Genomic DNA, 22,339 nt, shown 5'->3' with positions numbered 1-22,339 from the left:
TTCTTTCAAGAAATATCCTGGGGTGAGAGCCGAAGGCTCGAGGGGCAACGCCCCTACCCGTAGTCACGATCGCCAAAAATCGCTGACCCGACCCGAACATGTGTCGCACCTTGTGCAATGGCACGTTCAAAATCACTGCTCATCCCCATCGACAGTTGGTCAAGGCCATTGCGTCTTGCCATCTTGGCCAGCAGGGCGAAATGTAGGCTCGGTTCTTCTTCGACAGGCGGGATACACATCAGTCCGACAATTGGCAGGCTAAGTGCCCGACATTCTACGACGAAAGCATCTAGATCATCAGGCATGATGCCTGCTTTCTGTGCTTCCTCGCCAGTGTTCACCTGAATAAACAACTTCGGGCAATGACCCTCTTCGTCTGAAATGCGGGCGATAGCACGGGCGAGCTTGGGGCGATCCACCGAATGAATTACATCAAAAAGCCCCATCGCCTGCCTGGTCTTGTTGGATTGCAATGGGCCGATCAGATGTAATTCGACGCCCTTGAATTGCGCCTTCAGATCCGGCCATTTGCCAGCAGCTTCCTGCACCTTGTTTTCACCGAAAACGCGATGACCCTCTTCCAGAACAGCGACCACCCGCTCAACCGGCTGCACCTTTGACACGGCGATCAGATGTGTCGAACCGACGTCACGGCCCACGCGCGTTTCTTCTTTGGCGATCCGATCTTGAATGTCTGAAAGTGGCATAGGGCACCCGTTGGTTGGAATTCTCAAACACAGGTGTCCCAAAAGAAAAGAGCGGGCACAAGGCCCGCTCTTCCCTAAGTCACTAATCCGAGTGGATTAGAACGACATGTTGATGCCGAGGTCAGCAACGGTTGTGCCGCCAACTTCTGCAACACCACCGTCCAGAGTGGCGCCGCCACCCAGGTCATAGGAAACACCCAGACCGTAGGCTTCGGTTTTGCCGTTAAGTGCGCCTGCGCCGGTGATACGTGCCTCTGTGTAGGCAGCAGTTACAGTCACAGCACCCATTGTGTAACCAGCGGTCACACCAAGCTGACGGGCTTTTGCACCATCTGAATCTGCGACGTTGGTTACAACACCAGCTGAGTCAGTCAGAGCAACTGCACCACTCCAGCTTGACTGCGAGTACAGAGCTGCAAGTGAAACGTCACCAATGTCAGCGCCAAGCTGGACCGAAAGTGCGTTCTGGCGATCTGTAAAGACAGCGTCTTGACCAGATGCAGTTGCGGCTTGATAAGTGCCATAGCCAAGAGCGATCGAGTAGTCGCCCATTGCATATTTAACACCAACAGCAACATCTTCCGTGCCACCCAGATCGTATGAAATCGCACCGGTGAAATCACCGAATGTGCCTTCATACAAGGTGTTTGCGCTCGAAAGTCCGCGCAGACCTTCAGCCAGATCGTCAACACCCAGGCCGTCGAAGCCAAGGTCGCCAAGACCAGTTACAACTTGAACAGCATTGTCAACGTCGCCGATTGAGAATTTGCCGAAGCCGCCTTCAATGTAAACAACAGCATCATCGATGATGCCCTGACGATCTTCAGCTTTGTCAGGATCGAACCCGTTACCGGCAGTGATGTCGAAGTCAGCGCCGAACGACAGGCCACCATCGGTTTCACCAGTCATAGCAACTGAAAGTGTTGCGAAGCTGATTGCGGACCAGTCAGAACCGTCATAGCCGAAGCCCATACCGGCTGCGCCCGAGAAGTCGACTTCTGCAGCTGCTGCGATACCAGCGGATGCTACCAGAGCGGTCGAAGCGAAGAGAATCTTTTTCATTTCGTTTTCCCTCATGTGTTTCTTTAAGAGTGCACCTCAATTCAGGGAAATCCGAATTGAGTATGGGAGGTTGTTTCCACCTTTCATCGGGGGTTTGCAAGAAATGCAGAACGGCAAAACTGATTGTGGCCTGAATTGGTGCTTCAATGTCACAGTTTTCGCATTGCTCCAACGGATCACCCATCCAAACCCCAAGTTTTCATGCAATATCATGACATAAAGCGTGAACCGGGGAAAACGCTTGCCCGCTCTTAGGGGCTTATATACTAACAAGAGGAATTTGAGGAAACGGGGCTGTTTTATGCGCATCGCCAAGTCTATCGCCTTCGGGGTTTCACTAATCGGTATTGTCGGCCTGTCCGCCTGCGGGGGGAATCGTGGCTCTGTTGGTTCTGGTAACATATTTGGCGGCTCGAGCGGCCAGCAGCAGCAAGGCCAAGGTGTGAAACACACCCCGAAAGCCGAAGAAAAGCGCGAGACGATTTGGGATCTATTCACCAATCAGGACGACCCGAACACTACGGTTGAGGTGAATCGCTACCTCTGGAACGCCTCGTTGGATGTTCTGAGTTTTATGCCTGTGCAGGCAGCTGATCCATTCTCGGGCATCATCGTGTTCAACTTCGGACGCCCACCGGGTGGCGGAACAGCATATAAAGCCACCGTATATGTGCGTGACCCTGCGTTGGATGCGCGTTCGCTGTCGGTTGCACTATATTCCCGCTCTGGCCCTGCCAGCGCCGAGGCTGTGCGTAAGGTCGAAGACGCGATCTTGACCCGTGCCCGTCAGCTTCGCATTCGTGACGGCAAGCTCTAGACCCGGACCGATCAGACTTATAAGACATGCGCCGGGCCCATCGCCCGGCGTTTTCACATCAAGGACCTGACGAATGTCGCGATACACAGCCGCTGATATTGAGCCGAAATGGCAAGAAGCCTGGGATCAGGCCGGAATTTTCACCGCCAAGCGCGATGAGACCAAGCCAAAATACTATGTGCTTGAGATGTTCCCTTATCCGTCGGGCCGGATTCACATGGGCCACGTGCGCAATTACACGATGGGCGACGTCATCTCGCGGTATAAAGCGTCTTGTGGCTTTTCAGTGCTGCACCCAATGGGCTGGGATGCCTTTGGAATGCCTGCAGAAAATGCGGCGATGGCGCAGGGCGGTCACCCGGGCACTTGGACTTACGATAACATCAAGACCATGAAAGGTCAGATGAAGCCGCTGGGCCTGTCGATTGACTGGAGCCGTGAGTTCGCGACCTGTGACCCGGAATATTACGGCCAACAGCAGTCCATGTTCATCGACTTCATGGAGCGTGGGCTGGTTTACCGCAAGAATGCCACGGTGAACTGGGATCCAGTCGACATGACCGTTCTGGCCAATGAACAAGTGATCGACGGCTGCGGTTGGCGATCAGGTGCGCCGGTGGAGCGTCGCGACCTAACACAGTGGTTCTTCAAAATCTCTGATTACTCGGGCGAATTGCTGGACGCGCTGGACGGCTTGGACAACTGGCCAGAAAAAGTGCGCACCATGCAAGCCAACTGGATTGGCAAGTCGCAAGGTTTGCAATTCACCTTTGAACGCACCGACGGTGGTGACGGGATCGAGGTCTACACCACGCGCCCCGACACTTTGATGGGCGCATCCTTCGTTGGCATTTCGCCCGATCACCCGATTGCCAAGGTGCTAGAGGCTGAAAATCCTGAAATTGCCGCCAAGATCGCAGAAATGCGCAAAGGCGGCACCACCGCCGAAGCCATCGAAACCGCCGAAAAGCTGGGTTATGACACCGGAATTCGTGTGAAACACCCGCTGGACCCGAATTGGGAGCTACCAGTTTGGATCGCCAACTTTATCCTGATGGATTACGGCACCGGTGCGATCTTTGCCTGCCCGGCCCATGACCAACGCGATTTGGACTTCTGCCGGAAGTATGATTTGCCGGTGGTCGACACGTTCTTGTCTCTGGACACACCGGAACCTGTTGAAAAAACAGCCTTCGTACCGCCAAAAACTGAGAAGGTGACGTGGGTTAACCATTTCGCCGGTTTGAAAGAAGCCACCGGCGAAGAGGCCATCGAATCAACCGTGAAATTCGCGGAAGAGGCTGGCTGGGGCACGGGCGTGACCAATTACCGCCTGCGCGATTGGGGTCTAAGCCGCCAGCGCTACTGGGGCTGTCCGATTCCTGTTGTCCATTGCGATGATTGTGGCGTGGTGCCTGAAAAGAAAGAGAACTTGCCCGTCAAACTGCCCGAGGATGTCACCTTTGACGTGCCAGGTAACCCGCTGGACCGTCACCCGACATGGCGCAACTGTGCTTGCCCGACCTGCGGCAAGCCCGCCCAGCGCGAAACTGACACGATGGACACGTTTGTTGATTCGTCTTGGTATTACGCGCGCTTCATCTCGCCCAACGCGGCAACGCCCACGGACGCGGAAGATGCGGCCTATTGGATGAATGTCGACCAGTACATTGGCGGCATCGAACACGCGATTCTGCACCTGCTCTATTCACGCTTCTTTGCGCGGGCGATGAACATCTGCGGGCATCTTCCCGAGAAAGCGCGCGAGCCGTTCAACGCACTGTTCACCCAAGGCATGGTGACCCATGCGATCTATAAGAACGCCGCGCGTACCGACGAACATGGCCGCGCGATCTATCACTACCCAGAAGAGGTCGAAGACCGCGACGGCGTGATGGTTGTGGCCGCTACCGGTGAAGAAGTGACTGTCATCCCCTCGGCCAAAATGTCGAAGTCGAAAAACAACGTGGTGGACCCGGTGAACATCATCGAAGCCTTCGGCGCGGACACCGCCCGCTGGTTTGTTCTGAGCGACTCACCCCCTGAACGGGACGTGGAATGGACCGCCGCTGGTGCGGAAGCGTCCGCCAAACATTTGGCACGCGTGCACGCCACTGCGGTGAAAATCAGCGAAATGGACGATGCGGTTGGCAATGATGACGAGCTGCTGCGCGCCATGCACAAGGCGATCCATGACGTGACGATGGGCGTTGAAAGCTTTGGCTTTAATGCGGCTATCGCTAAGCTCTATGCCTACCAGAATGCCATTTCGAAATCGAAGGCAGGCGGAAAGACACAGAAACGGGCCATGCTTACCATGGCGCAGCTGATGTCGCCCATGACGCCGCACCTGTCAGAAGAAATCTGGTCAATGCTCGGCGGTGAGGGACTTGTCGCACAGGCCCCTTGGCCAAAAGCGGACGAGGCGATGTTGGTGGACGATACCGTCACCATGCCGATCCAGATCAACGGTAAACGCCGCGCGGAAATCAGCGTGCCAGCAGATATGGCCAAGGACGAGGTTGAAAAACTCGCGCTTTCCCAAGATGCTGTTGTCAGGGCGCTTGATGGAAGCACCCCCAAGAAAGTCATTGTTGTTCCGGGGCGCATTGTGAATGTCGTGGTTTAATCGCCGTCTTTTCCTAACATCTATTCTGTCGCTGGCCACTCTATCGGCCTGCGGCTTTACCCCAGTCTATGGGCCGGGCGGATCAGCCGAGGGGCTACGTGGTTCGGTCACCGTCGCGGCACCGTCTGATGCAAACAGCTATGTATTGGTTCAGCGGCTCGAAGAACGCTTGGGGCGGAACCTGTCCGCGCCATACGAGCTAAACTACACGATCACCACAAGGTCCGAAGGCGTGGGTGTTACACCACGACAGGAAATCACGCGCACCCAGATACTCGGCGCAATCTCTTTCTCTGTGGTGTCCAATGCAACCGGCGAGGTTGTCGAGGAAGGCAGCGTGTCCAACTTCACCTCGTATTCGACAGAGGGGTCAACTGTATCGACCGCTTCGGTAGAGCGTGATGCGCAGCGCCGCTTGATGGTGATGCTGGCCGATATGATGGTCACGCGATTCATAGCCACCTATCAGGGTTGGGACGCATGAAGCTCGCACCGCGCGATGCCTCGAAATACTTCGTTAAGCCCGATCCATCACGCACCGGGGTTCTGATCTTCGGGCTGGACGCGATGCGCGTCGCGCTGAAACGACAAGAATTGATCGCCAACCTCATTGGCGCGCAGGGCGAGGAAGAAATGCGTCTAACGCGCATCCCGGCGGCGGATCTGCGCAAAGATCCCGCCATGCTCATCGACGCTGTAAAGGCGCAGGGGTTCTTTCCTGGCCCGCGCGTTGCCTTTGTCGAAGACGCGACCGAGATCACAGCCAAAGCCATCACCTCTGCGCTTGAAGATTGGCAAGACGGGGATGCGCAGGTCGTCGTCACGGCAGGTAATCTTAAACCACGCGGTGCGTTGCGAAAGCTCTTTGAAGGGCATCCAAACGCCTACGCTGTCGGTATCTACGATGATCCACCAACCCGAGATGAGATTGATGCTGACTTGAAACGTGCTGGCGTCAGCGAAGTCGGATCCGAGGCGATGAACGATCTGGTCGGCCTGTCGCGTATGCTTGACCCCGGCGATTTTCGTCAGACGGTCGAGAAGCTCGGGCTTTATAAGCTGTCTGACAATTCACCGGTCTCTCCAGACGATGTTTTGGCGGTCGCCCCAGCTTCGACCGAGGCAGAACTAGACGACCTATTACACACCGTCGCCGAAGGGCGAACCGGCGAAATAGGCCCTATTCTTGCGAAACTCCAAGCACAAGGCGTAGCGGCCGTGGGGTTGTGCATCGGGGCAACCCGCCATTTCCGCGCATTGCACGCTGCCAGCGCTGACCCCGGAGGTCCGGGTCAAGGCATCAATCGGCTGCGTCCTCCGGTACACTTCAAAAGCCGCGACCGGATGGTTCGCCAAGCCCAACAATGGGGCCTGAGGCGATTGGAGCAAGCATTAGAAGTCCTGATCGAGACCGACTTGACCCTACGATCTGCGCAAAAGGCACCCGTCATGGCGTTGATGGAACGCACGTTGATCCGGTTGGCGATGCTTGGGGGTAGACGATGACCTATACCGTGATCGGCCCAACCATCACCCGTACGTTTCGCGTTCTATGGATGCTCGAAGAACTTGGCCAATCCTATGACCATCTGGAATACGCGCCTCGCTCGGATGAATTGCGACAATACAATCCAGCGGGCAAAGTTCCGGTACTTCTAATCGACGACGCAACGCTGACCGACAGCACGGCCATCATGCAATATCTGGCGGATAAGCACGGGGACATGACCTTTCCCGCCGGAACCATCAAGCGCGCGAGACAGGATGGTTTTACGCAGTTCATTTTAGACGAGATTGATGCGATCCTTTGGACCGCCGCCCGCCACACATTCATCCTACCGGAAGAAAAACGGGTTCCTGAGGTGAAACAGAGTCTGAAATGGGAGTTCGCCCGATCCATCGATGAGCTTATGCGCCGAAAAGGTGATGCGCCGTTTCTGATGGGGGACCAAATGACCCTGCCGGATATTATCGCAACACATTGCGGAAGCTGGGCCATCGCTGCGGGTTTCCCGTTGGAGAACGCTGACTTCCGATCCTATTCAAAATCGCTGCGAAATCGCGCCGCCTACGCTCGTGCGGGTGCGGCCTGATCCAGCGCCCATTTTGCAGCAGCCCTACCAGCATGACGACCTGTCGCGAAACAGGTGGTCAAAAGATACCCCCCGGTCGGGGCCTCCCAATCCAACATCTCTCCGCAGGCAAAAATGCCCGGAAGTGACTTGATCATCAATCCGTCGTCCAGGTCCCTGAACGGTAACCCGCCGGCAGTAGAAATCGCTTCGTCTAATGGACGCGGACCGGAGTGGTGGACGGGAAGTGCTTTGACGAGCCGCGCAAGTTCGTTGGGCCCGGATGGAAGCGGGCGTCCAAATTCTTGAAGAAGCGCGACCTTTGCCGGATCAAGACGCAATGTTTTGCGAAGATGGTTTGCCAAGCTGGTCTTGCCGCGCGCCCGCGCCAAACGGTCGGCGACATCGCTTTCAGTGCGGTCGGGCACAATGTCGATCAGCAGCGCCGCACCCTCGCGCATCTCTTGACTGACAGCATAGATCGCAGAACCTTCAAGCCCGCGTTTGGAAATGACGAACTCTCCCCGAACCGTTGTTTTCCCGGCGCGAAGTTGAACTGCTTTGATTGGGGTGCCAAAATGGCGGGCCATATGGGTGCTCCAATCGACCAAGAACCCCATGTTGGCAGGCTGGAATGGTACCGTATGTTGTCCAAGTTCCGCCAGAATAGAGACCCATTTTCCGTCCGAACCCAGTCGCCCCCAACTCGCACCACCTAGCGCCAATACAACAACGTCGGCTGATATCCTCTGTTTGCCGTCGGGAGCCTGAAACACAGCGGTAAGCCCCTCCTGTCCGGCCCAGCGCCAATTGGTGCGTAAGACGACGCCAAGCTGCTCCAGCTCGGACAGCCACGCCCGCAACAAGGGTGACGCCTTCATTGTCTTTGGAAACACGCGCTTAGACGTTCCGGTAAAAACGGGCTGCCCCAAGGCTTCTGCCCACTCCGTCACCTCGTCTGGCCCGAAATCAGACACGATCTGCCGCAACCAATCCGGTCCCGTGATGCCTTTCAGAAACACGTCAATCGGTTCGGACTTGGTCAGATTCAGCCCCGACTTGCCCGCCATCAAGAATTTTCTGGCTGGCGACGGCTTTGCCTCGGCTATTGTCACCGACACGCCAGCTTTCGCCAGCTCGCCCGCCGCCATTAACCCGGCCGGGCCAGCACCAATGACAAGCGCTTGCGTCACGCGAGACCTTGGCCAGTTGCCTTCATCTCGACCACACGATGCGGATACGGGATTTCGATCCCGTTGGATTTGAGCGTTTTCCAGATTTGCATCATTACACGCGGCGTGAATTTGTTGCGCCCGTCGTCGATGCCGTTCACCCAGAATTCCAGCGCAAAATCGACGCCACTATCCCCGAAACTACGCAGTTCGCAATCAGGCATGTGCTCTTCGCTGTCGGTCAGGATGAAATCCAGCTCGGTCGCGGCTTTTTCGATGATCTGTGGGATGTTCTCGATGTCGGAATCATAGCTAACCGAGAACAGCGCTTCATATCTGTTGGCACTCCCCCCGTCAGAATAGTTCACCACGCGGGTCGTGATAAAATGCTCGTTGGGCACCACGACCCAACGGCCGTCAAAAGTCTCTAATATGGCGGCACGGGCCATCATTTTTACAATTGTCCCAGCCTCGCCGCCGTCAAGTTCGACATAATCACCGACTGTGGCCTGACCTTCGATCAAAAGGATAATGCCCGAGATATAGTTCGATGCGATCTGCTGTAGGCCGAACCCAAGTCCGACGCCAATCGCCCCGCCCAAAACAGCCAGAGACGTCAGGCTTATGCCCATCACGTTCATCAGGACCAAGAAGGCTGCGCCAAAAATTGCGACCTCTGCGGCTTTGACCGCGAGCTCTCGCGTGGCCGGCCGCATCTCTTCCTGCTTTTTGATGGCTTGGGCTGTTTGGTCATTTGACCAGCGACCAAGCCAGAAAATAATGCCACCAGCGACAGCAAACTGCACCGCAAACAACAGCGAGAAACTCATATTCCCAAGTGGTACGACCGCTGTGTCGAGCTTGGTTCCTACAATCTCCAACAAGCCAACGGTGTAAAGCGCGGCCATGGGGATCAAGATGTATTTGCCAAGCAGCTTGAGGAATGGATCCTTGATGATCTGTTGCACAAAGGCGCGTACAGCCAAGAACAGGAAGAAGCGCTTTCCGAAAGCGATCACCGCGCCTGAGCCGAATACAGACCGCGTGACCTGTTCACCAAGCCCGGTAAAGGCCCAAGCAAGCAAAGGCAGCGTCAGGGGCAGAAATATCAACGCAAACAGCCTTACCCGCGAAAGAACAGAAGCCTGTTCAGTTGTGGGCGTTAGAAGGCGCGTGAACAGGGGCTCTAACTTTCGATCGACAACCCGCGCAGCTAGGTAGGCGACGACAAGCAACGCGAACTGGGACCATGCAGCGGGTGAAAGCAGCCATCCTTCGGCGATTTCCCACGCCTGATTGAAGTACCCAATTGCCTGATCAAGAATTTCCGGTCGTTGCTCCACCTTCGTCCCCTTGTCGTGACACGATAATCTGCAAAACTGTCCGGTATGGATAGCGGTTTGGCGCCAAAGGGCAAGGATTCTGTGCCGGTCTGCGGGCTATGCGGCCGCCGGATACACTTGGGTGCGCCGCGAAGCAAACATCATCTAAAGCGCTTCGGCTTTAATCTGAGACAGAGAAATCCGAAATGCTGCATGACACTTCAATATGGTGGGCGCTTCATCAAATGGGTCGCGACACGGCCGTGAGCCTGTTGTGTCGCAATCAGAGCGAACGTCGCTGCATCAGTCGATTGTCAGGAATTATGGTTGACTAGAGCCTGATATTGGGATCATTCGCTTCATCTCTGCAACGTGGTCCGCGCTTTGTACGCGGGCGTGTTCCGACAGTTCCATGACTGTTTCAAGCAGCCCGTCCGGGGCCGTAATTCGATCGATAAGACCCCAAGATAACGCTTCATCCGACGCCACCTTTTGACCTGCCATCAAAACAAGCTTTGTCCGCGCTGGGCCGATAAGGTCCACCATTCTACGTGGATCGGATGGTTGAGGTAGAAACCCCAGCCTCATCACCGGATAGAAGAACTTCGCATCAGGGACTGCTACGCGGATATCACAAGCAAGCACCATGCCAAAAGCCCCGCCTGCGAGTGTACCGTTTAGCGCCGCGATGGTCAGGCAGGGAGCGGCTGAGATTGCGTTGGACAATCTTTCCCACACACCGTCGATGGCCAGCCCAGCTCTTGCTTCGTCCAGATCTGCGCCGGCCGAAAACACCGAGCCCGCGCCCGTTAGTACCAAAACGCGCGCCTCGCCCGCAGCGTCGAGCGCGATCTGAGCCAACTCCTCAAGCATCGCCTTCGTCAGTGAGTTTGCCTTTTCGGGCCGGTTTAGGGTCACAACCCAGACGCCGTTGTTCTTCTGAAGCGTGATCATCCACGCACCTTGGCACGGTCGCGAATAGCTTCGTCGCGCAGTGAAATCTCTTCTCCCAGATAGGCATCTGCATCGTCGCTGCACATCCATAAAAGCGCGCGTGCGGCCCACTCTGGGGGGATATGATCGGCCCATTCAAGCTGCGCCACTGCGTTGATGCCGGACACCTTGATCTCGCGCTGCATTTGGGTGGCAACCGTTCCGGGTGACAATCCGATGGCACGTATACCTTGGCCCGCCCCTTCACGATGCAGCGCTTTGGTCATCATATGGACCCCCGCCTTCGAGACACAGTAATGCGCCCAACCTTCAAGCGCGTTATGTGCCGCACCCGAGCTGATGGTCAGAACCGAGCCGCCACCTTGGGCCGCCATGATGGGCATAACGGCGCGGATCCCGTAGTAGACACCTTTCAGATTAACATCGATAACATGACCCCATTCTGCTGGATTAGAGTCTATCAGTGGACCAATTGGTTCGATGACACCCGCGTTGTTGATTAACACATCTACGGTGCCAAACCTCGCCACAGCTGCATCAACCGCAGCCTTCACCTGATCCCAGCTTGATACATCACATGGCACGGCGAGTGCGCGTTCACCTATGGCATCGGCGATCGCTTGTATTTGCGATGTCCCGCGCGCTGTCAGGACCACATTTGCGCCTGCCTGCGCGAAGATGTGTGCGGCGGCTTCTCCGATTCCACGGCTTGCGCCCGTGATCAGAACTGTCTTTCCAGTCATATCAATCATGTTTGGTCCTCCTATCCCTCAGTGCTAGCGCAGCGCGGGCGCATAGACCAGAGTAGCATCTTGCGACCGGGCCAGTTGATCGTTACGTCAGAAGCAACCGTGAAAGGGATCATAATGACAGATACGCTTGACCAGTTGACGCAGCACCTTCTGCATGCCGCACGAAAAGCCGGGGCCGATCAAGCCGATGCGCTTGCCGTCGACGGAACGTCGGTGTCGATTGATGTGTTGAACGGCAGGTTGGAGCATGCCGAGCGATCGGAAGGCGTGGACATTGGCTTGCGCGTGCTGGTCGGGCAGAGACAAGCTTGTGTATCAGCATCTGACACATCGTCTCATACTATTGAAACGATGGCTGAACGCGCGGTTGCGATGGCAAAAGAGGCTCCCGAAGACCCACATATAGCGCTTGCCACGTCAGATATGCTTGCCAGTGACTGGAATCAGGACGCACTGGAGCTTGCGGATCCCGCCCCCGAACCCGACCCAGCTGATCTAGAACGTGATGCAGCCGAAGCTGAGGCCGCCGCGCTTGCCGTCAAGGGTGTGACGCAGGTGTCCAGCAGTTCTGCCGGCTATGGGCGTCACCAGTTTCACCTGGCCACCAGCAACGGGTTTTCCGGCGGGTATGGCCGTACACACCGCGCCACGTCCATTGCTGCGATTTCGGGCGAAGGGGTGACGATGGAGCGTGACTATGCTGGTGAGATGCGCACCTTTCAGGCCGATCTGCCAGATGCGGCCGAGATTGGCACAAAAGCGGGCGAACGCACGGTGGCCCGCGCCGGTGCGCGTAAGCCGCCAACGGGCGCGTTTCCGGTGTTGTATGATGAACGGATTTCGTCCTCTTTGATCGGGCATTTGTTGAGCGCCGCAAACGGTGCGTCAATTGCGCGTGGATCGTCGTGGCTACGTGATTTGTTGGGCGAGGTGGTTCTGCCCAAGGGCATCGACTTGATTGAAAACCCTCATCGCCCCCGCATCTCAGGCTCGCGCCCGTTCGATGGTGAAGGGCTTGCGACCAGCGTCAGAAAAATTGTCGATGATGGTGTGTTGACGGGCTGGACGCTTGATCTTGCGACGGCCAACAAGCTTGGCATGCAAAGTACCGCAAGCGCCGCGAGGGGCACGACCGCTCCGCCGTCTCCTTCGATCTCGAATGTGGCTCTAACTCAGGGCGATCTGACCAGAGATGACCTGATTTCACAGATGGGGACAGGTCTGATTGTCACGTCCATGATTGGCTCGACCATCAACCCAACAACTGGTGATTATTCGCGCGGAGCCTCTGGTTTCTGGGTTCAGAACGGAGAGATCGCGTATCCCGTGAACGAATGCACAATCGCTGGCAATCTTCGCGAGATGCTAACCCGCTTGATCCCTGCCAACGACGCCGAAACTCATCTGAGTCGCATGGTGCCCAGCTTGCTGGTCGAAGGGATGACCATTGCAGGTGATTGATGACCTGACACTGCTGACGGACGCAGCACGAGACGCGGGCAAAATTGCGGCGCGCTATTTCCACGGCTCAGCTGATCAGTGGGATAAGCCGGACAATCAAGGCCCTGTGACCGAGGCAGATCTAGCGGTTGATAAGATGCTGCGTGAAGAGCTCACTGCTGCCCGGCCATCATATGGTTGGCTGTCGGAAGAAACAGAGGACACGGCCGAACGGTTGGACCAAGAGGATTTGTTCATCATAGACCCTATCGATGGTACACGCTCGTTCATCCAGGGGTCGACCACTTGGGCGCATTCGCTTGCGGTGGTGAGAGCAGGCCAAGTGCAGGCCGCAGTGGTGTACCTGCCATTGCGAGACAAGCTTTACACCGCTGCGCGTGGGCAGGGGGCATGGCTGAACGGACAGCCGCTGTCCGTCAGTAACCGCCAGGCTTTAGCCGACGCCACGGTACTTGCCGCAAAGCCAAATTTTGACCCGTCTCATTGGATCGATGGCGCAGTGCCCCCGGTAAAGCGGCAGTTCCGGTCTTCATTGGCCTACCGGTTATCGTTGGTGGGTGAAGGGCGCTTTGACGCGATGCTGACCTTGCGCCCAACTTGGGAATGGGACGTCGCTGCAGGCAGCCTGATTGTCGAGGAAGCTGGCGGGCGGGTCAGCGACCTGTCAGGGCAATCGCCTCGGTTCAACAACGCGGTTCCACAGCTCTCCGGAATGGTGGCCGCTGGTAGGAGTGTCCACGACGCGTTGGCGGAACAGCTCGATGCGCGCTGTTAGGGTAACAGTCTAACGAAAATAGGGCATTGCCAAGAATGGCTTTATCGCTAACATGCGACAAACCCGAGTTGTTCAAGGATGGTTCTGTGACCGATACTGCGCCCCCCCGAAATCGCCGCCCCCTTACACTTCGCGATGTTTCAGAGGCGTCCGGCGTAAGTGAAATGACGGTCAGCCGCGTATTGCGAAATCGTGGGGATGTTAGCCAGTCGACGCGGGAACGTGTGCTTGAAGCCGCCAAAGAGCTTGGTTATGTGCCCAACAAAATCGCCGGTGCGCTTGCCTCACAACGCGTAAATCTAGTCGCTGTGATTATCCCATCACTAAGCAATATGGTGTTTCCAGAGGTCATGACCGGCATCAACGAGGTTCTGGAGGAGACACCGCTGCAACCTGTTGTGGGGGTGACCAATTACAGCCCGGAACGCGAGGAAAAGGTACTGTATGAAATGCTCTCATGGCGCCCGTCGGGCGTGATTATTGCAGGGCTAGAGCACTCTGATGCCGCCAAGGCGATGTTGAAATCCGCAGGCATTCCCGTGGTCGAGATCATGGACACTGATGGGTTGGCGATCGACGCTTGTGTCGGTATCTCTCACCGGCGCGCAGGCCGTAAAATGGCGAAAGCGATCCTTAAGGCAGGGTATAGCAATATCGGGTTCCTCGGCACCAAAATGCCATTGGATCACCGCGCCCGAAAACGGTTCGAGGGTTTTACCGAAGCGCTCGCCAAGAACGGTGTCGAAATTGCGGACCGCGAGTTCTATGAGGGCGGATCGGCTCTGGCCAAGGGTCGCGAGATGACTGAGGTCATGTTAAAGCGCACCCCAGAACTCGACTTTCTCTATTACTCCAACGATATGATCGGAGCCGGCGGGCTACTTTATTGCCTCGACCAAGGCATCGATGTACCCGGGCAAATCGGGCTTGCAGGTTTCAATGGCGTCGAACTTTTGGACGGTTTACCGCGCCAGCTTGCGACAATGGACGCCTGCCGCGCCGAGATTGGCCGCGCTGCCGCCCGCATCATCGCAGAGCGCAGCGCCGAGAACGCCGAAGCCGGCGGAGGCGAACGCATCGAACTTGCCCCCAAGATTGCAGCAGGAGACACGCTTAAACGGCGCTAGACCCTGCTGGACAAGTCCCTAACCGCCCATTATTCCCAAAATATTGGCCCCGTGGCTCAACTGGATAGAGCAGCCCCCTCCTAAGGGGCAGGTTGCAGGTTCGAATCCTGCCGGGGTCGCCAAAACTGCCTGAAAAACATGGCTTATTTGCAATGCGTTCCCAGAAGCGTGCGGAAACGCCGTTTCGTTTTCAGCCGAATTCTCCGAAAATGACCGAAGTCACGTAGAAAACCTGTACAAAATTCGCACGTTCGTGCAACTTTTGGGGCGGTCTTATGAGCTGGTGCGTGGCAAACACATGCGCGGAACGAAAGTTCGGAAGCGCAACGCGCAAGCAGATGATCATGTTTCTGACTGACAAGGCGAGCGACGATGGCTCTGGCATCTGGTGTTCCAAGGGAACGATTCAGCGGAATACCGAACCGGGGAGGCCACTGTTAAGCGAACCGTGCGCGAGTTCCTGAAGGAAGGTATACCGGTCGAGACCGGAGTGCGTGGGTGGGAGAATGGATTCACGGTCGTTTATCGGATCGATCTGGCGCGCGTCGAGGTGCTTGAACTCACCGTCGAGACTGGACCCGGAACGGGGCACACCACGGCCCCCAAACATCCCACAACCATCCATAAACCCTATACGCGCGAAGGAGCCGAGGAGGTTGATGAAGGAGCGGAGAAGGTGTTGGCGGGCCTGAAAGCCTAAGCGACCGAGAGTGCAGGCTTCACCCGCTCCAAGGCCCGTTTCTCGGACAACTGGTTCAAGTCTGGCGATGGCGTGCCTACGCCAAAAGCTGAGAAGAGACGAAGGCGAAGGAGTCCGAGGTGCTGGCAGGCTTGGAAACTGGGTCACCGACAAGCATCCGCTATGCCGCCACATCACGCTCGGCCAGATCGATGCGCTCGCAGCTGCTGAGCTGGTGATAGAGGCGCAAATCTAAGCGGGCAGGCTTCAGATCATGAGCACCACCTGACCGGCCGAAGGGTAAACAGCAAGGCGACCCATGTCATGCTCTGGCGCTGCTGACATGTGACCTTGCGAGGGGCGGCGAGCCTCGCCTTCGAGTCCCGCCGGCGCGGGCGAAGGCCAGCCAAAGAGCCGCTGACTGAACCATGCCATGAAGGTCGGGTGCACCGACCTCGACACGCTGACCGTCGCGCGCCGCGTCTTGGTGATCGAACGCCTGCCACCACCAGTGGACCTACCGTACGGGCGTCATCAGTTTTGCGGACAGTGACAATCTCTTCCGGTTTGCGTCGCTTGGCTGGATGTTCGCAGAGAAAGCTCGAGCCACCCAAACATTGGTTAACGTGGCTGCACCATTTCAACTCATATTGTGTTACGACTTAACTTGCTGCAATCTATAACTTACTCAATTGCCGAACGGGAGTGCGCGTGTCTCTGTTTCTTATTGTCTTACTCCCTTTCTTGGGTTCATTGCTCCCCGGCCTCATGAATTCTGCCGGGCGGCAGGCCTGTGCCAGCGTGACCTTTCTCGTTTCGTTAACGGCGTTTATTGGCTTGCTTACAAATTTGCCGGTGATCCTAGCGGGTGAGGTCGTATTGGTTCGGGTTGACTGGCTGCCGATGCTAGGACTGAATTTCTCGTTGATGTTAGATGGGCTGGGTTTCTTCTTCGCCAGTCTCATTTTGGGCATTGGCCTGTTGATCATTGCCTATGCTCGGTTTTATCTGTCGCGTGACGACAACATGGGCGAGTTTTTTACGTATCTGTTGCTGTTCCAGGGTGCGATGGTTGGCATTGTTTTGTCGGACAACATCCTGCTTTTGCTGATCTTCTGGGAACTGACATCGCTGTCCTCCTTCCTGCTTATCGGCTTTTGGAAGCATCTTCCCGAAGGGCGTCAGGGTGCGCGAATGGCGCTTACGGTGACGGGAATGGGTGGCTTGGCGATGGTCGGTGGCATGTTGTTGCTGGGTCAAATCGTCGGCAGCTATGATCTAAGTGTCATCCTTGAAAACCGAGATCTGATACAGGCATCGCCCCTGTATCTTCCGGCACTGCTGTTGATCTTGTTGGGCTGCTTCACAAAGTCTGCTCAGTTTCCGTTCCATTTCTGGTTGCCACATGCGATGGCCGCGCCAACGCCAGTTTCGGCCTACCTACACTCTGCGACGATGGTGAAGGCCGGTATATTCCTGATGGCGCGTATGTGGCCCGTACTTTCGGGGACGACTGAGTGGTTTGTCATTGTTACGTCTGCAGGGTTGGTCACGATGGTGTTGGGCGCGGTGATCGCCCTGTTCAAGAACGACCTTAAAGCATTACTAGCGTTTTCAACCGTAAGCCATTTGGGTTTGATCACCATGTTGCTTGGGACCAGCACCGCTTTTGGTGTACTGGCGGCGGTCTTCCATATCATGAACCATGCCACGTTTAAGGCCGCCCTGTTCATGTCGGCGGGCATAATCGACCACGAGGCGCATACCCGAGATATCCGCAGATTAGGCGGCCTTCGAAAGCTAATGCCTATCACGTTCGTGATCGCCTCGCTCGCGGCGCTGTCGATGGCTGGCATACCGTTTCTTAACGGCTTTCTGTCGAAAGAGATGATGCTAGAGCAAGCGCTGCACACGAAATTGTTTGGATCGTACTGGCTGGTGCCGACATTGGCAGTTGTAGGTTCGCTGTTTTCAGCCGCTTATTGCTTCCGGCTGATCAGTCATACCTTCTTAGGCCCTGTACGCGATGACTACCCTTCCCAACCGCACGATCCGGGCGCAGGAATGTGGCTTCCGCCCGCCATTCTGGTTGTACCAGTTGTTGCAATTGGGATCGCGCCTTTCATAGCCGAACCCTTTGTATTGATTATCACCGAAGCCGTTTTGGGCAACGCCGCGAGCGTGCCGAAAATACATCTGAAAATCTGGCACGGCTTCGTCCCGCCACTGTACATGTCAATCGTGGCCGTGGTTGGAGGCCTGATTTTGCTAGCGTTCTACAAACCTGCACTAAGGATCTGGGACGCCTTACCGCGACCCGAGGCCAAGACAATTTTCGATGCAGTAATAGCTGCGGCAGTAAGTCTGGCTCAGCGTCCGATCCAATCCCTGCACAATGGGGCGTTCACAAGGTATGGCGCAATTATGGTTGCGACTGTGATCATCGCGGGGCTGCATGCGTGGACAACTGGGGTCGTTGGTGAACCAACTCGCGCCATCCAACCAGTCAGCATAATTATGGTCGCAGGATGGGCGATGCTGGTCGCGGCAACTGGCGGTCTGGCCTTTATGCACCGTAACCGATTGTTTTCGCTGATTCTGATTGGGATCGTAGGATTGATGGTATCGGTCGGATTTATATATTTCAGTGCGCCCGATCTGGCCATGACACAGATCACCGTCGAGGTGGTGACCATCATCCTGCTGCTGCTTGCACTAAACTTCTTGCCCAATCAGACACCGATTGAAAGCAGTGTGTTGCGGCGGTCTCGTGATACCGCCATCGCCTTGGCAGGTGGCGTGGTTGCGACGCTATTGTCCCTCCATTATTTGCTGCGCGAAAGCGTGACCGCGCCAATATCTGAGTTCCATTTGGCGAATTCGTATAAAGGCGGCGGGGGCACCAATGTGGTTAACGTTATCCTTGTCGATTTCCGTGGTTTTGACACCTTTGGAGAGATCATCGTGCTGGGCATCGCGGCCCTTCTGATCTTTGCGCTGACCGAAACACTGCTGTCCGGCCCCGTTCGCGCGCGCTTGCTTAATCGCTTGCCTGACAAACCATTGGCGGGGGACATGCACCCGATGATGATGGTGGTGTTAACACGCGTAATGATGCCAGTGGTGCTAATGGTCGGGTTCTACATTTTCCTGCGCGGACATAATGAACCGGGTGGCGGCTTTATCGCTGGCCTGATCGTCTCGGTTGCCGTGGTCATGCAGTATATGGCAAGTGGGTTTAGCTGGACCACAGCCCGATTGCGCTATCCCTATCATGGGATCATCGGGGCGGGTATTCTGGTTGCGGGATTGACCGGAATGGGCTCTTGGTTCGTTGATAAGCCATTCCTAACCTCGGACTTCACGTATGTCCGCATCCCACCTTTCGACAAGTTTGAATTGGCCACCGCTGCAGCATTTGATCTTGGTGTATTCCTTGCCGTTGTTGGCGCGGTGATGCTGTCATTGGAAAGCTTCTCACGCCTTGCGCGGCGGGCAGATATGAATATCAGTGATCACGCGATTGATATCGACCCCTCGCGAGATGATCCGGACGATACAACACTGTCCCAAGCGAAAGAGGAGGTCTGATATGGAGATACTTGTTGCTTCTGCCATCGGGATCTTGACTTCAGCTGGCATATACTTGGTTTTGCGCCTTCGAACGTTTCCGGTCATCATGGGGATGTCGCTGCTTACTTACGCGGTGAACGTTTTCCTATTCGCCTCGGGACGACTGACTGTTGGGGCGCCTCCCATTCTAACCAAGGGAGTCGAAACCTATACCGATCCGCTACCGCAGGCTCTTGTACTGACCGCGATCGTGATCTCTTTTGGGATGACGGCGGTGATTGTGATGATCTCGCTTGGGGCTTATTTGGGGTCAGACGACGACCACGTAGATGACCAAGTAGACGAGAATATTACCGCGTCGGAGGACGTCGATTGACCCACTGGATCATTCTTCCCATCGTTTTGCCCGCCATTCTTGCACCTTTCATCGTATTGGCGGCGCGTTATCATATCGGCATCCAACGAGTTTTCTCGATAGTTGGAATCGTTGCACAAATTATAGTGTCTGCCGCGCTCGCCTGGCAGGCTTCTGATGGCACCGTTCTGCTCTATCAGCTAAGCGACTGGGCCGCGCCCTTTGGAATTGTTTTGGTCGCCGACCGACTGTCCACATTGATGATTTTGTTGACGTCTGTACTCGCCCTTTTTGTTCTGCTGTTCTCGATTGGATCAAAATGGGACGAGAAGGGAAACCATTTCCACGCACTATTTCAGTTTCAACTGATGGGCATAATGGGGGCGTTTCTCACCGGAGACCTCTTTAACCTCTTTGTCTTCTTCGAGGTTCTTCTGATCGCATCCTACGGGTTGATGATTCACGCGGGCGGCAATGCGCGGCTGCGGGCTGGCGTGCAGTATGTGTTGTTTAACCTGTTGGGGTCGACGCTGTTTCTGTTCGCCCTCGGATCCATCTATGCCGAGACTGGTACGTTGAACATGGCTGATCTGGCCCAACGGGTGAGAATGATCAATCCCGATGCAACGGTAGGCATTCGGGTGGCGGCGGTACTGCTTCTTTTGGTTTTTGCGATCAAGGCAGCGCTTGTTCCATTACATTTTTGGCTGCCGTCAAGCTATGCTGAAGCGCCAGCACCTGTGGCCGCCCTTTTCGCCATCATGACCAAGGTCGGTGCCTACGCGATTATACGTGTCTACACGATGATCTTTTCGCCTGATCTGGAGGTGACTGCGGGCCTCTACGGGTTATGGCTATTGCCGGCAGCCCTTGTCTCGCTTGCAATCGGGATGGTCGGTGTACTCGCTGCCAAAAAACTGGACCGATTGGTGACCTTTGCGGTAATCGGCTCGATGGGTATGATCATGGTCGCAATTTCTTTGTTTACCGAAGCAAGTATTGCGGCTGCACTTTACTATATCGTTCATTCGACATTGGCTGGCGCCGCGCTGTTCTTGGTCGTCGATCTGGTGCGCGTGGGCCGCGAGAACCTGGCATTGTCGGCACAGCCGCGCGTTTCTGGTGCCGCACTTACCGCCGCACTTTTCTTTACCGGAGCCATTGCCATGACCGGCCTACCGCCCCTGTCGGGTTTTGTGGGCAAGTTAATGATCCTTGAAGCATCATTCGATTCACCATCAATGACTTGGATATGGGCCATAATTCTTAGCGCCAGCTTGATCAGCGTCGTTGGCTTTGCGAGAGCGGGCAGCACGGTTTTTTGGAAATCCGAGAGCTTGGCTCACCCAGACGACGCAGAGTTGCCCGAGCGACCTGCGAGCTTGTCTTATGTGGCGACAGGCGGACTGATTGCCCTATTGGCGGCGTATACTATTTTCGCCGGGCCCATCTATTCCTACATGGCCGCAACATCACAGCAGCTATTTTCACCACAACCTCATGCATCAATGGTCCTAGAAACACCGGGTAAACTTAGCAAACCGAAGGAGGGGCACTGACATGCAAAAAACATTTCGTTGGCTGTTTCCACATCCACTTCTGACGTTGTTGTTGGCCGTGATTTGGGTCCTACTACAAAATCAAGTTTCGGCGGGGATGGTCGTGTTCGGCCTAATCTTGGGCATTATCATCCCTCGCGTGACGGCTGTTTGGTGGCCCGATCGCCCTTATGACATCCGGTTCGGGCGCATGGTTAGCTACGTCATCATCGTTATGTGGGATATTCTTGTGGCGAATGTTCAGGTCGCGTGGATCGTCCTGACACGCCCGAACTCAAAACTGCGACCAGCATGGGTCGTCGTCCCGCTTGATTTGCGCCAACCCGAAGCCATCTCAATTCTTGCCGGAACTATCACACTGACGCCTGGCACAGTGTCCGCCGACCTTTCCAGCGAAGGTCACAGCCTATTGGTTCATGCGTTAGACACGGATGATCCGGATGCGGTGCGCGATCAGATCAAAGAGCGCTACGAAAGACGGTTGAAGGAGATTTTCGTATGAGCACCGCATTGGATCTCATGAACTTTTCAATTGCCGTTGCCTTCGGCGCCATAGGTCTGGCGCAAGCGATGGCGATGGTAAGACTGATCGTCGGTCCGGGCACAGGCGACAGGATTCTTGCGCTTGATACAATGGTGGTCAATGCGATTGGGCTTATCGTCCTGGTTGGAATTTCGCAGAACACTGGGGTCTATTTCGAGGCTTCGATGATAATCGCGATGCTCGGGTTTGTGTCGACGGTCGCCTATGCACGGTTTGTGTTGCGGGGGGATATCATCGAATGACCTTGGAAACAGTATCCATTCTGGCCATTGCCTTCTGCCTACTCGTCGGTGCGATCTTTTCGATCGTAGGGTCAATCGGCTTGCTGAAATTCAACGACTCCATGACCCGAATGCATGCACCCACCAAGGTGGGTACTGTCGGGGTTGGGGCGATCTTGTTGGCTTCAATGATCCATTCATATGTTTTTGGCGAAGGTTCAATGCATGAAGTGCTGATCATGGCCTTCCTGTTTGTCACCGCACCAATTTCGGCCAACTTCATCGGCAAGGTGAATATTCATCGTAGAACCTGCGATACCCCGCCGCCGCCCAAGAAAGACAAAACGTGGGCCACGCTAGATGTGCCTGACGGTGATGCTACTGTCGAGTGACATAAGTTTGTTACCGAATGCCTGATCTGATCGCTTACTTTTCGTCTCAGGTGGTATAGGCGATATGGTCAGGGTGTTCTGCGGGGAAGTCCACGATCTTGAGCCAGAGAGCACCTATGAAACAGGATATCTGGGCACAGGTTTCTTGTTGTGGAAGCGGCCTTGA

21 protein-coding genes and 1 tRNA gene are annotated in these 22,339 nt (G+C 55.7%); 16 read left to right on the top strand and 6 right to left on the bottom strand.

Annotated elements, in window-relative coordinates; genetic code table 11:
* Window positions 1–53: 53 nt before the first annotated feature.
* Both V6N04_RS10255 and V6N04_RS10250 read right to left on the bottom strand, forming a co-directional pair.
* Window positions 54–707, bottom strand: a complete 654-nt coding sequence (locus tag V6N04_RS10255; RefSeq protein WP_371170065.1) for a YggS family pyridoxal phosphate-dependent enzyme — start codon at window positions 705–707, stop codon at window positions 54–56.
* Between the two features lie 96 nt (window positions 708–803).
* Entirely contained in the window at window positions 804–1,769 is a 966-nt protein-coding gene (locus V6N04_RS10250; RefSeq protein WP_371170064.1) for a porin, read from the bottom strand.
* A 301-nt stretch (window positions 1,770–2,070) separates the two neighbouring features.
* Between V6N04_RS10250 and V6N04_RS10245 the strand changes: the two genes are divergently transcribed.
* From V6N04_RS10245 to V6N04_RS10225, 5 genes are all read left to right on the top strand, one after another.
* Entirely contained in the window at window positions 2,071–2,586 is a 516-nt protein-coding gene (locus tag V6N04_RS10245) for a DUF3576 domain-containing protein (RefSeq protein WP_371170063.1), read from the top strand.
* Between the two features lie 73 nt (window positions 2,587–2,659).
* On the top strand, window positions 2,660–5,215 hold the full coding sequence (gene leuS, locus V6N04_RS10240; protein WP_371170062.1) for a leucine--tRNA ligase: 2,556 nt from the start codon (window positions 2,660–2,662) through the stop codon (window positions 5,213–5,215).
* Window positions 5,202–5,699 (top strand): LPS assembly lipoprotein LptE, encoded by a 498-nt coding sequence (lptE, locus tag V6N04_RS10235; RefSeq protein ID WP_371170061.1) that lies wholly within the window; start codon window positions 5,202–5,204, stop codon window positions 5,697–5,699. The genes leuS and lptE overlap by 14 nt, the downstream gene beginning before the upstream one ends.
* Window positions 5,696–6,721 (top strand): DNA polymerase III subunit delta, encoded by a 1,026-nt coding sequence (holA, locus tag V6N04_RS10230; RefSeq protein WP_371170060.1) that lies wholly within the window; start codon window positions 5,696–5,698, stop codon window positions 6,719–6,721. Before lptE ends, holA begins: the two co-directional genes overlap by 4 nt.
* Window positions 6,718–7,308 carry a glutathione S-transferase family protein gene (locus V6N04_RS10225; RefSeq protein WP_371170059.1) on the top strand — a complete coding sequence of 197 codons (591 nt, stop codon included), beginning with the start codon at window positions 6,718–6,720 and terminating at the stop codon, window positions 7,306–7,308. The genes holA and V6N04_RS10225 overlap by 4 nt, the downstream gene beginning before the upstream one ends.
* Here the strand turns inward: V6N04_RS10225 and V6N04_RS10220 are convergent.
* The 4 genes from V6N04_RS10220 to V6N04_RS10205 form a co-directional block, all read right to left on the bottom strand.
* Window positions 7,284–8,480, bottom strand: coding sequence for a TIGR03862 family flavoprotein (locus V6N04_RS10220; protein ID WP_371170058.1), 1,197 nt, complete (start codon window positions 8,478–8,480; stop codon window positions 7,284–7,286). The genes V6N04_RS10225 and V6N04_RS10220 overlap by 25 nt on opposite strands.
* Window positions 8,477–9,802 (bottom strand): mechanosensitive ion channel family protein, encoded by a 1,326-nt coding sequence (locus tag V6N04_RS10215; protein ID WP_371170057.1) that lies wholly within the window; start codon window positions 9,800–9,802, stop codon window positions 8,477–8,479. Before V6N04_RS10215 ends, V6N04_RS10220 begins: the two co-directional genes overlap by 4 nt.
* Window positions 9,803–10,102: 300 nt before the next feature.
* A complete protein-coding gene (locus V6N04_RS10210; protein ID WP_371170056.1) occupies window positions 10,103–10,735 on the bottom strand; it encodes an enoyl-CoA hydratase/isomerase family protein in 633 nt (210 codons plus the stop codon).
* Entirely contained in the window at window positions 10,732–11,487 is a 756-nt protein-coding gene (locus V6N04_RS10205) for an SDR family oxidoreductase (RefSeq protein ID WP_371170055.1), read from the bottom strand. The genes V6N04_RS10210 and V6N04_RS10205 overlap by 4 nt, the downstream gene beginning before the upstream one ends.
* A gap of 114 nt (window positions 11,488–11,601) precedes the next feature.
* On the opposite strand from V6N04_RS10205, the gene V6N04_RS10200 reads away from it, so the two are divergent.
* The 11 genes from V6N04_RS10200 to V6N04_RS10150 all read left to right on the top strand — a co-directional run bounded on the left by V6N04_RS10200 (window position 11,602) and on the right by V6N04_RS10150 (window position 22,173).
* Window positions 11,602–12,948 (top strand): TldD/PmbA family protein, encoded by a 1,347-nt coding sequence (locus V6N04_RS10200; RefSeq protein ID WP_371170054.1) that lies wholly within the window; start codon window positions 11,602–11,604, stop codon window positions 12,946–12,948.
* Window positions 12,935–13,723 carry an inositol monophosphatase family protein gene (locus V6N04_RS10195; protein ID WP_371170053.1) on the top strand — a complete coding sequence of 263 codons (789 nt, stop codon included), beginning with the start codon at window positions 12,935–12,937 and terminating at the stop codon, window positions 13,721–13,723. The genes V6N04_RS10200 and V6N04_RS10195 overlap by 14 nt, the downstream gene beginning before the upstream one ends.
* 86 nt (window positions 13,724–13,809) lie before the next feature.
* A complete protein-coding gene (locus V6N04_RS10190; protein ID WP_371170052.1) occupies window positions 13,810–14,850 on the top strand; it encodes a LacI family DNA-binding transcriptional regulator in 1,041 nt (346 codons plus the stop codon).
* Between the two features lie 45 nt (window positions 14,851–14,895).
* A tRNA-Arg gene (locus V6N04_RS10185) sits at window positions 14,896–14,972 on the top strand.
* A gap of 326 nt (window positions 14,973–15,298) precedes the next feature.
* Complete coding sequence (locus tag V6N04_RS10180; protein WP_371170051.1) at window positions 15,299–15,550, top strand: hypothetical protein; 252 nt, start codon at window positions 15,299–15,301, stop codon at window positions 15,548–15,550.
* A gap of 690 nt (window positions 15,551–16,240) precedes the next feature.
* Window positions 16,241–19,120 carry a monovalent cation/H+ antiporter subunit A gene (locus V6N04_RS10175; protein ID WP_371170050.1) on the top strand — a complete coding sequence of 960 codons (2,880 nt, stop codon included), beginning with the start codon at window positions 16,241–16,243 and terminating at the stop codon, window positions 19,118–19,120.
* Between the two features lies 1 nt (window position 19,121).
* Complete coding sequence (locus V6N04_RS10170; RefSeq protein WP_371170049.1) at window positions 19,122–19,478, top strand: Na+/H+ antiporter subunit C; 357 nt, start codon at window positions 19,122–19,124, stop codon at window positions 19,476–19,478.
* The gene (locus V6N04_RS10165; protein WP_371170048.1) at window positions 19,475–21,016 is read left to right on the top strand and encodes a monovalent cation/H+ antiporter subunit D; all 1,542 of its coding nucleotides are present in this window, start codon (window positions 19,475–19,477) and stop codon (window positions 21,014–21,016) included. Before V6N04_RS10170 ends, V6N04_RS10165 begins: the two co-directional genes overlap by 4 nt.
* A 1-nt stretch (window position 21,017) precedes the next feature.
* Window positions 21,018–21,518 carry a Na+/H+ antiporter subunit E gene (locus V6N04_RS10160; protein ID WP_371170047.1) on the top strand — a complete coding sequence of 167 codons (501 nt, stop codon included), beginning with the start codon at window positions 21,018–21,020 and terminating at the stop codon, window positions 21,516–21,518.
* The gene (locus V6N04_RS10155) at window positions 21,515–21,802 is read left to right on the top strand and encodes a K+/H+ antiporter subunit F (protein ID WP_371170046.1); all 288 of its coding nucleotides are present in this window, start codon (window positions 21,515–21,517) and stop codon (window positions 21,800–21,802) included. The genes V6N04_RS10160 and V6N04_RS10155 overlap by 4 nt, the downstream gene beginning before the upstream one ends.
* On the top strand, window positions 21,799–22,173 hold the full coding sequence (locus V6N04_RS10150; RefSeq protein ID WP_371170045.1) for a Na+/H+ antiporter subunit G: 375 nt from the start codon (window positions 21,799–21,801) through the stop codon (window positions 22,171–22,173). Before V6N04_RS10155 ends, V6N04_RS10150 begins: the two co-directional genes overlap by 4 nt.
* Window positions 22,174–22,339 lie beyond the last annotated feature (166 nt).

The organism is Aliiroseovarius conchicola (genome assembly GCF_041403445.1).
Lineage (GTDB): Bacteria > Pseudomonadota > Alphaproteobacteria > Rhodobacterales > Rhodobacteraceae > Aliiroseovarius > Aliiroseovarius conchicola.
The sequence above is the reverse complement of the archived record's forward strand: the minus strand, read 5'-3'. Positions and strand labels throughout refer to the sequence as shown.

What these genes read in the sequence shown, in the direction of transcription:
- V6N04_RS10210 (WP_371170056.1), bottom strand. Translation starts at nt 10,735, where the DNA reads ATGATCACGCTTCAGAAGAACAACGGCGTCTGGGTTGTGACCCTAAAC.
- V6N04_RS10150 (WP_371170045.1), top strand. Translation starts at nt 21,799, where the DNA reads ATGACCTTGGAAACAGTATCCATTCTGGCCATTGCCTTCTGCCTACTC.
- V6N04_RS10200 (WP_371170054.1), top strand. Translation starts at nt 11,602, where the DNA reads ATGACAGATACGCTTGACCAGTTGACGCAGCACCTTCTGCATGCCGCA.
- V6N04_RS10245 (WP_371170063.1), top strand. Translation starts at nt 2,071, where the DNA reads ATGCGCATCGCCAAGTCTATCGCCTTCGGGGTTTCACTAATCGGTATT.
- V6N04_RS10170 (WP_371170049.1), top strand. Translation starts at nt 19,122, where the DNA reads ATGGAGATACTTGTTGCTTCTGCCATCGGGATCTTGACTTCAGCTGGC.
- V6N04_RS10155 (WP_371170046.1), top strand. Translation starts at nt 21,515, where the DNA reads ATGAGCACCGCATTGGATCTCATGAACTTTTCAATTGCCGTTGCCTTC.
- leuS (WP_371170062.1), top strand. Translation starts at nt 2,660, where the DNA reads ATGTCGCGATACACAGCCGCTGATATTGAGCCGAAATGGCAAGAAGCC.
- V6N04_RS10225 (WP_371170059.1), top strand. Translation starts at nt 6,718, where the DNA reads ATGACCTATACCGTGATCGGCCCAACCATCACCCGTACGTTTCGCGTT.
- V6N04_RS10250 (WP_371170064.1), bottom strand. Translation starts at nt 1,769, where the DNA reads ATGAAAAAGATTCTCTTCGCTTCGACCGCTCTGGTAGCATCCGCTGGT.
- holA (WP_371170060.1), top strand. Translation starts at nt 5,696, where the DNA reads ATGAAGCTCGCACCGCGCGATGCCTCGAAATACTTCGTTAAGCCCGAT.
- lptE (WP_371170061.1), top strand. Translation starts at nt 5,202, where the DNA reads ATGTCGTGGTTTAATCGCCGTCTTTTCCTAACATCTATTCTGTCGCTG.
- V6N04_RS10205 (WP_371170055.1), bottom strand. Translation starts at nt 11,487, where the DNA reads ATGATTGATATGACTGGAAAGACAGTTCTGATCACGGGCGCAAGCCGT.
- V6N04_RS10160 (WP_371170047.1), top strand. Translation starts at nt 21,018, where the DNA reads ATGCAAAAAACATTTCGTTGGCTGTTTCCACATCCACTTCTGACGTTG.
- V6N04_RS10255 (WP_371170065.1), bottom strand. Translation starts at nt 707, where the DNA reads ATGCCACTTTCAGACATTCAAGATCGGATCGCCAAAGAAGAAACGCGC.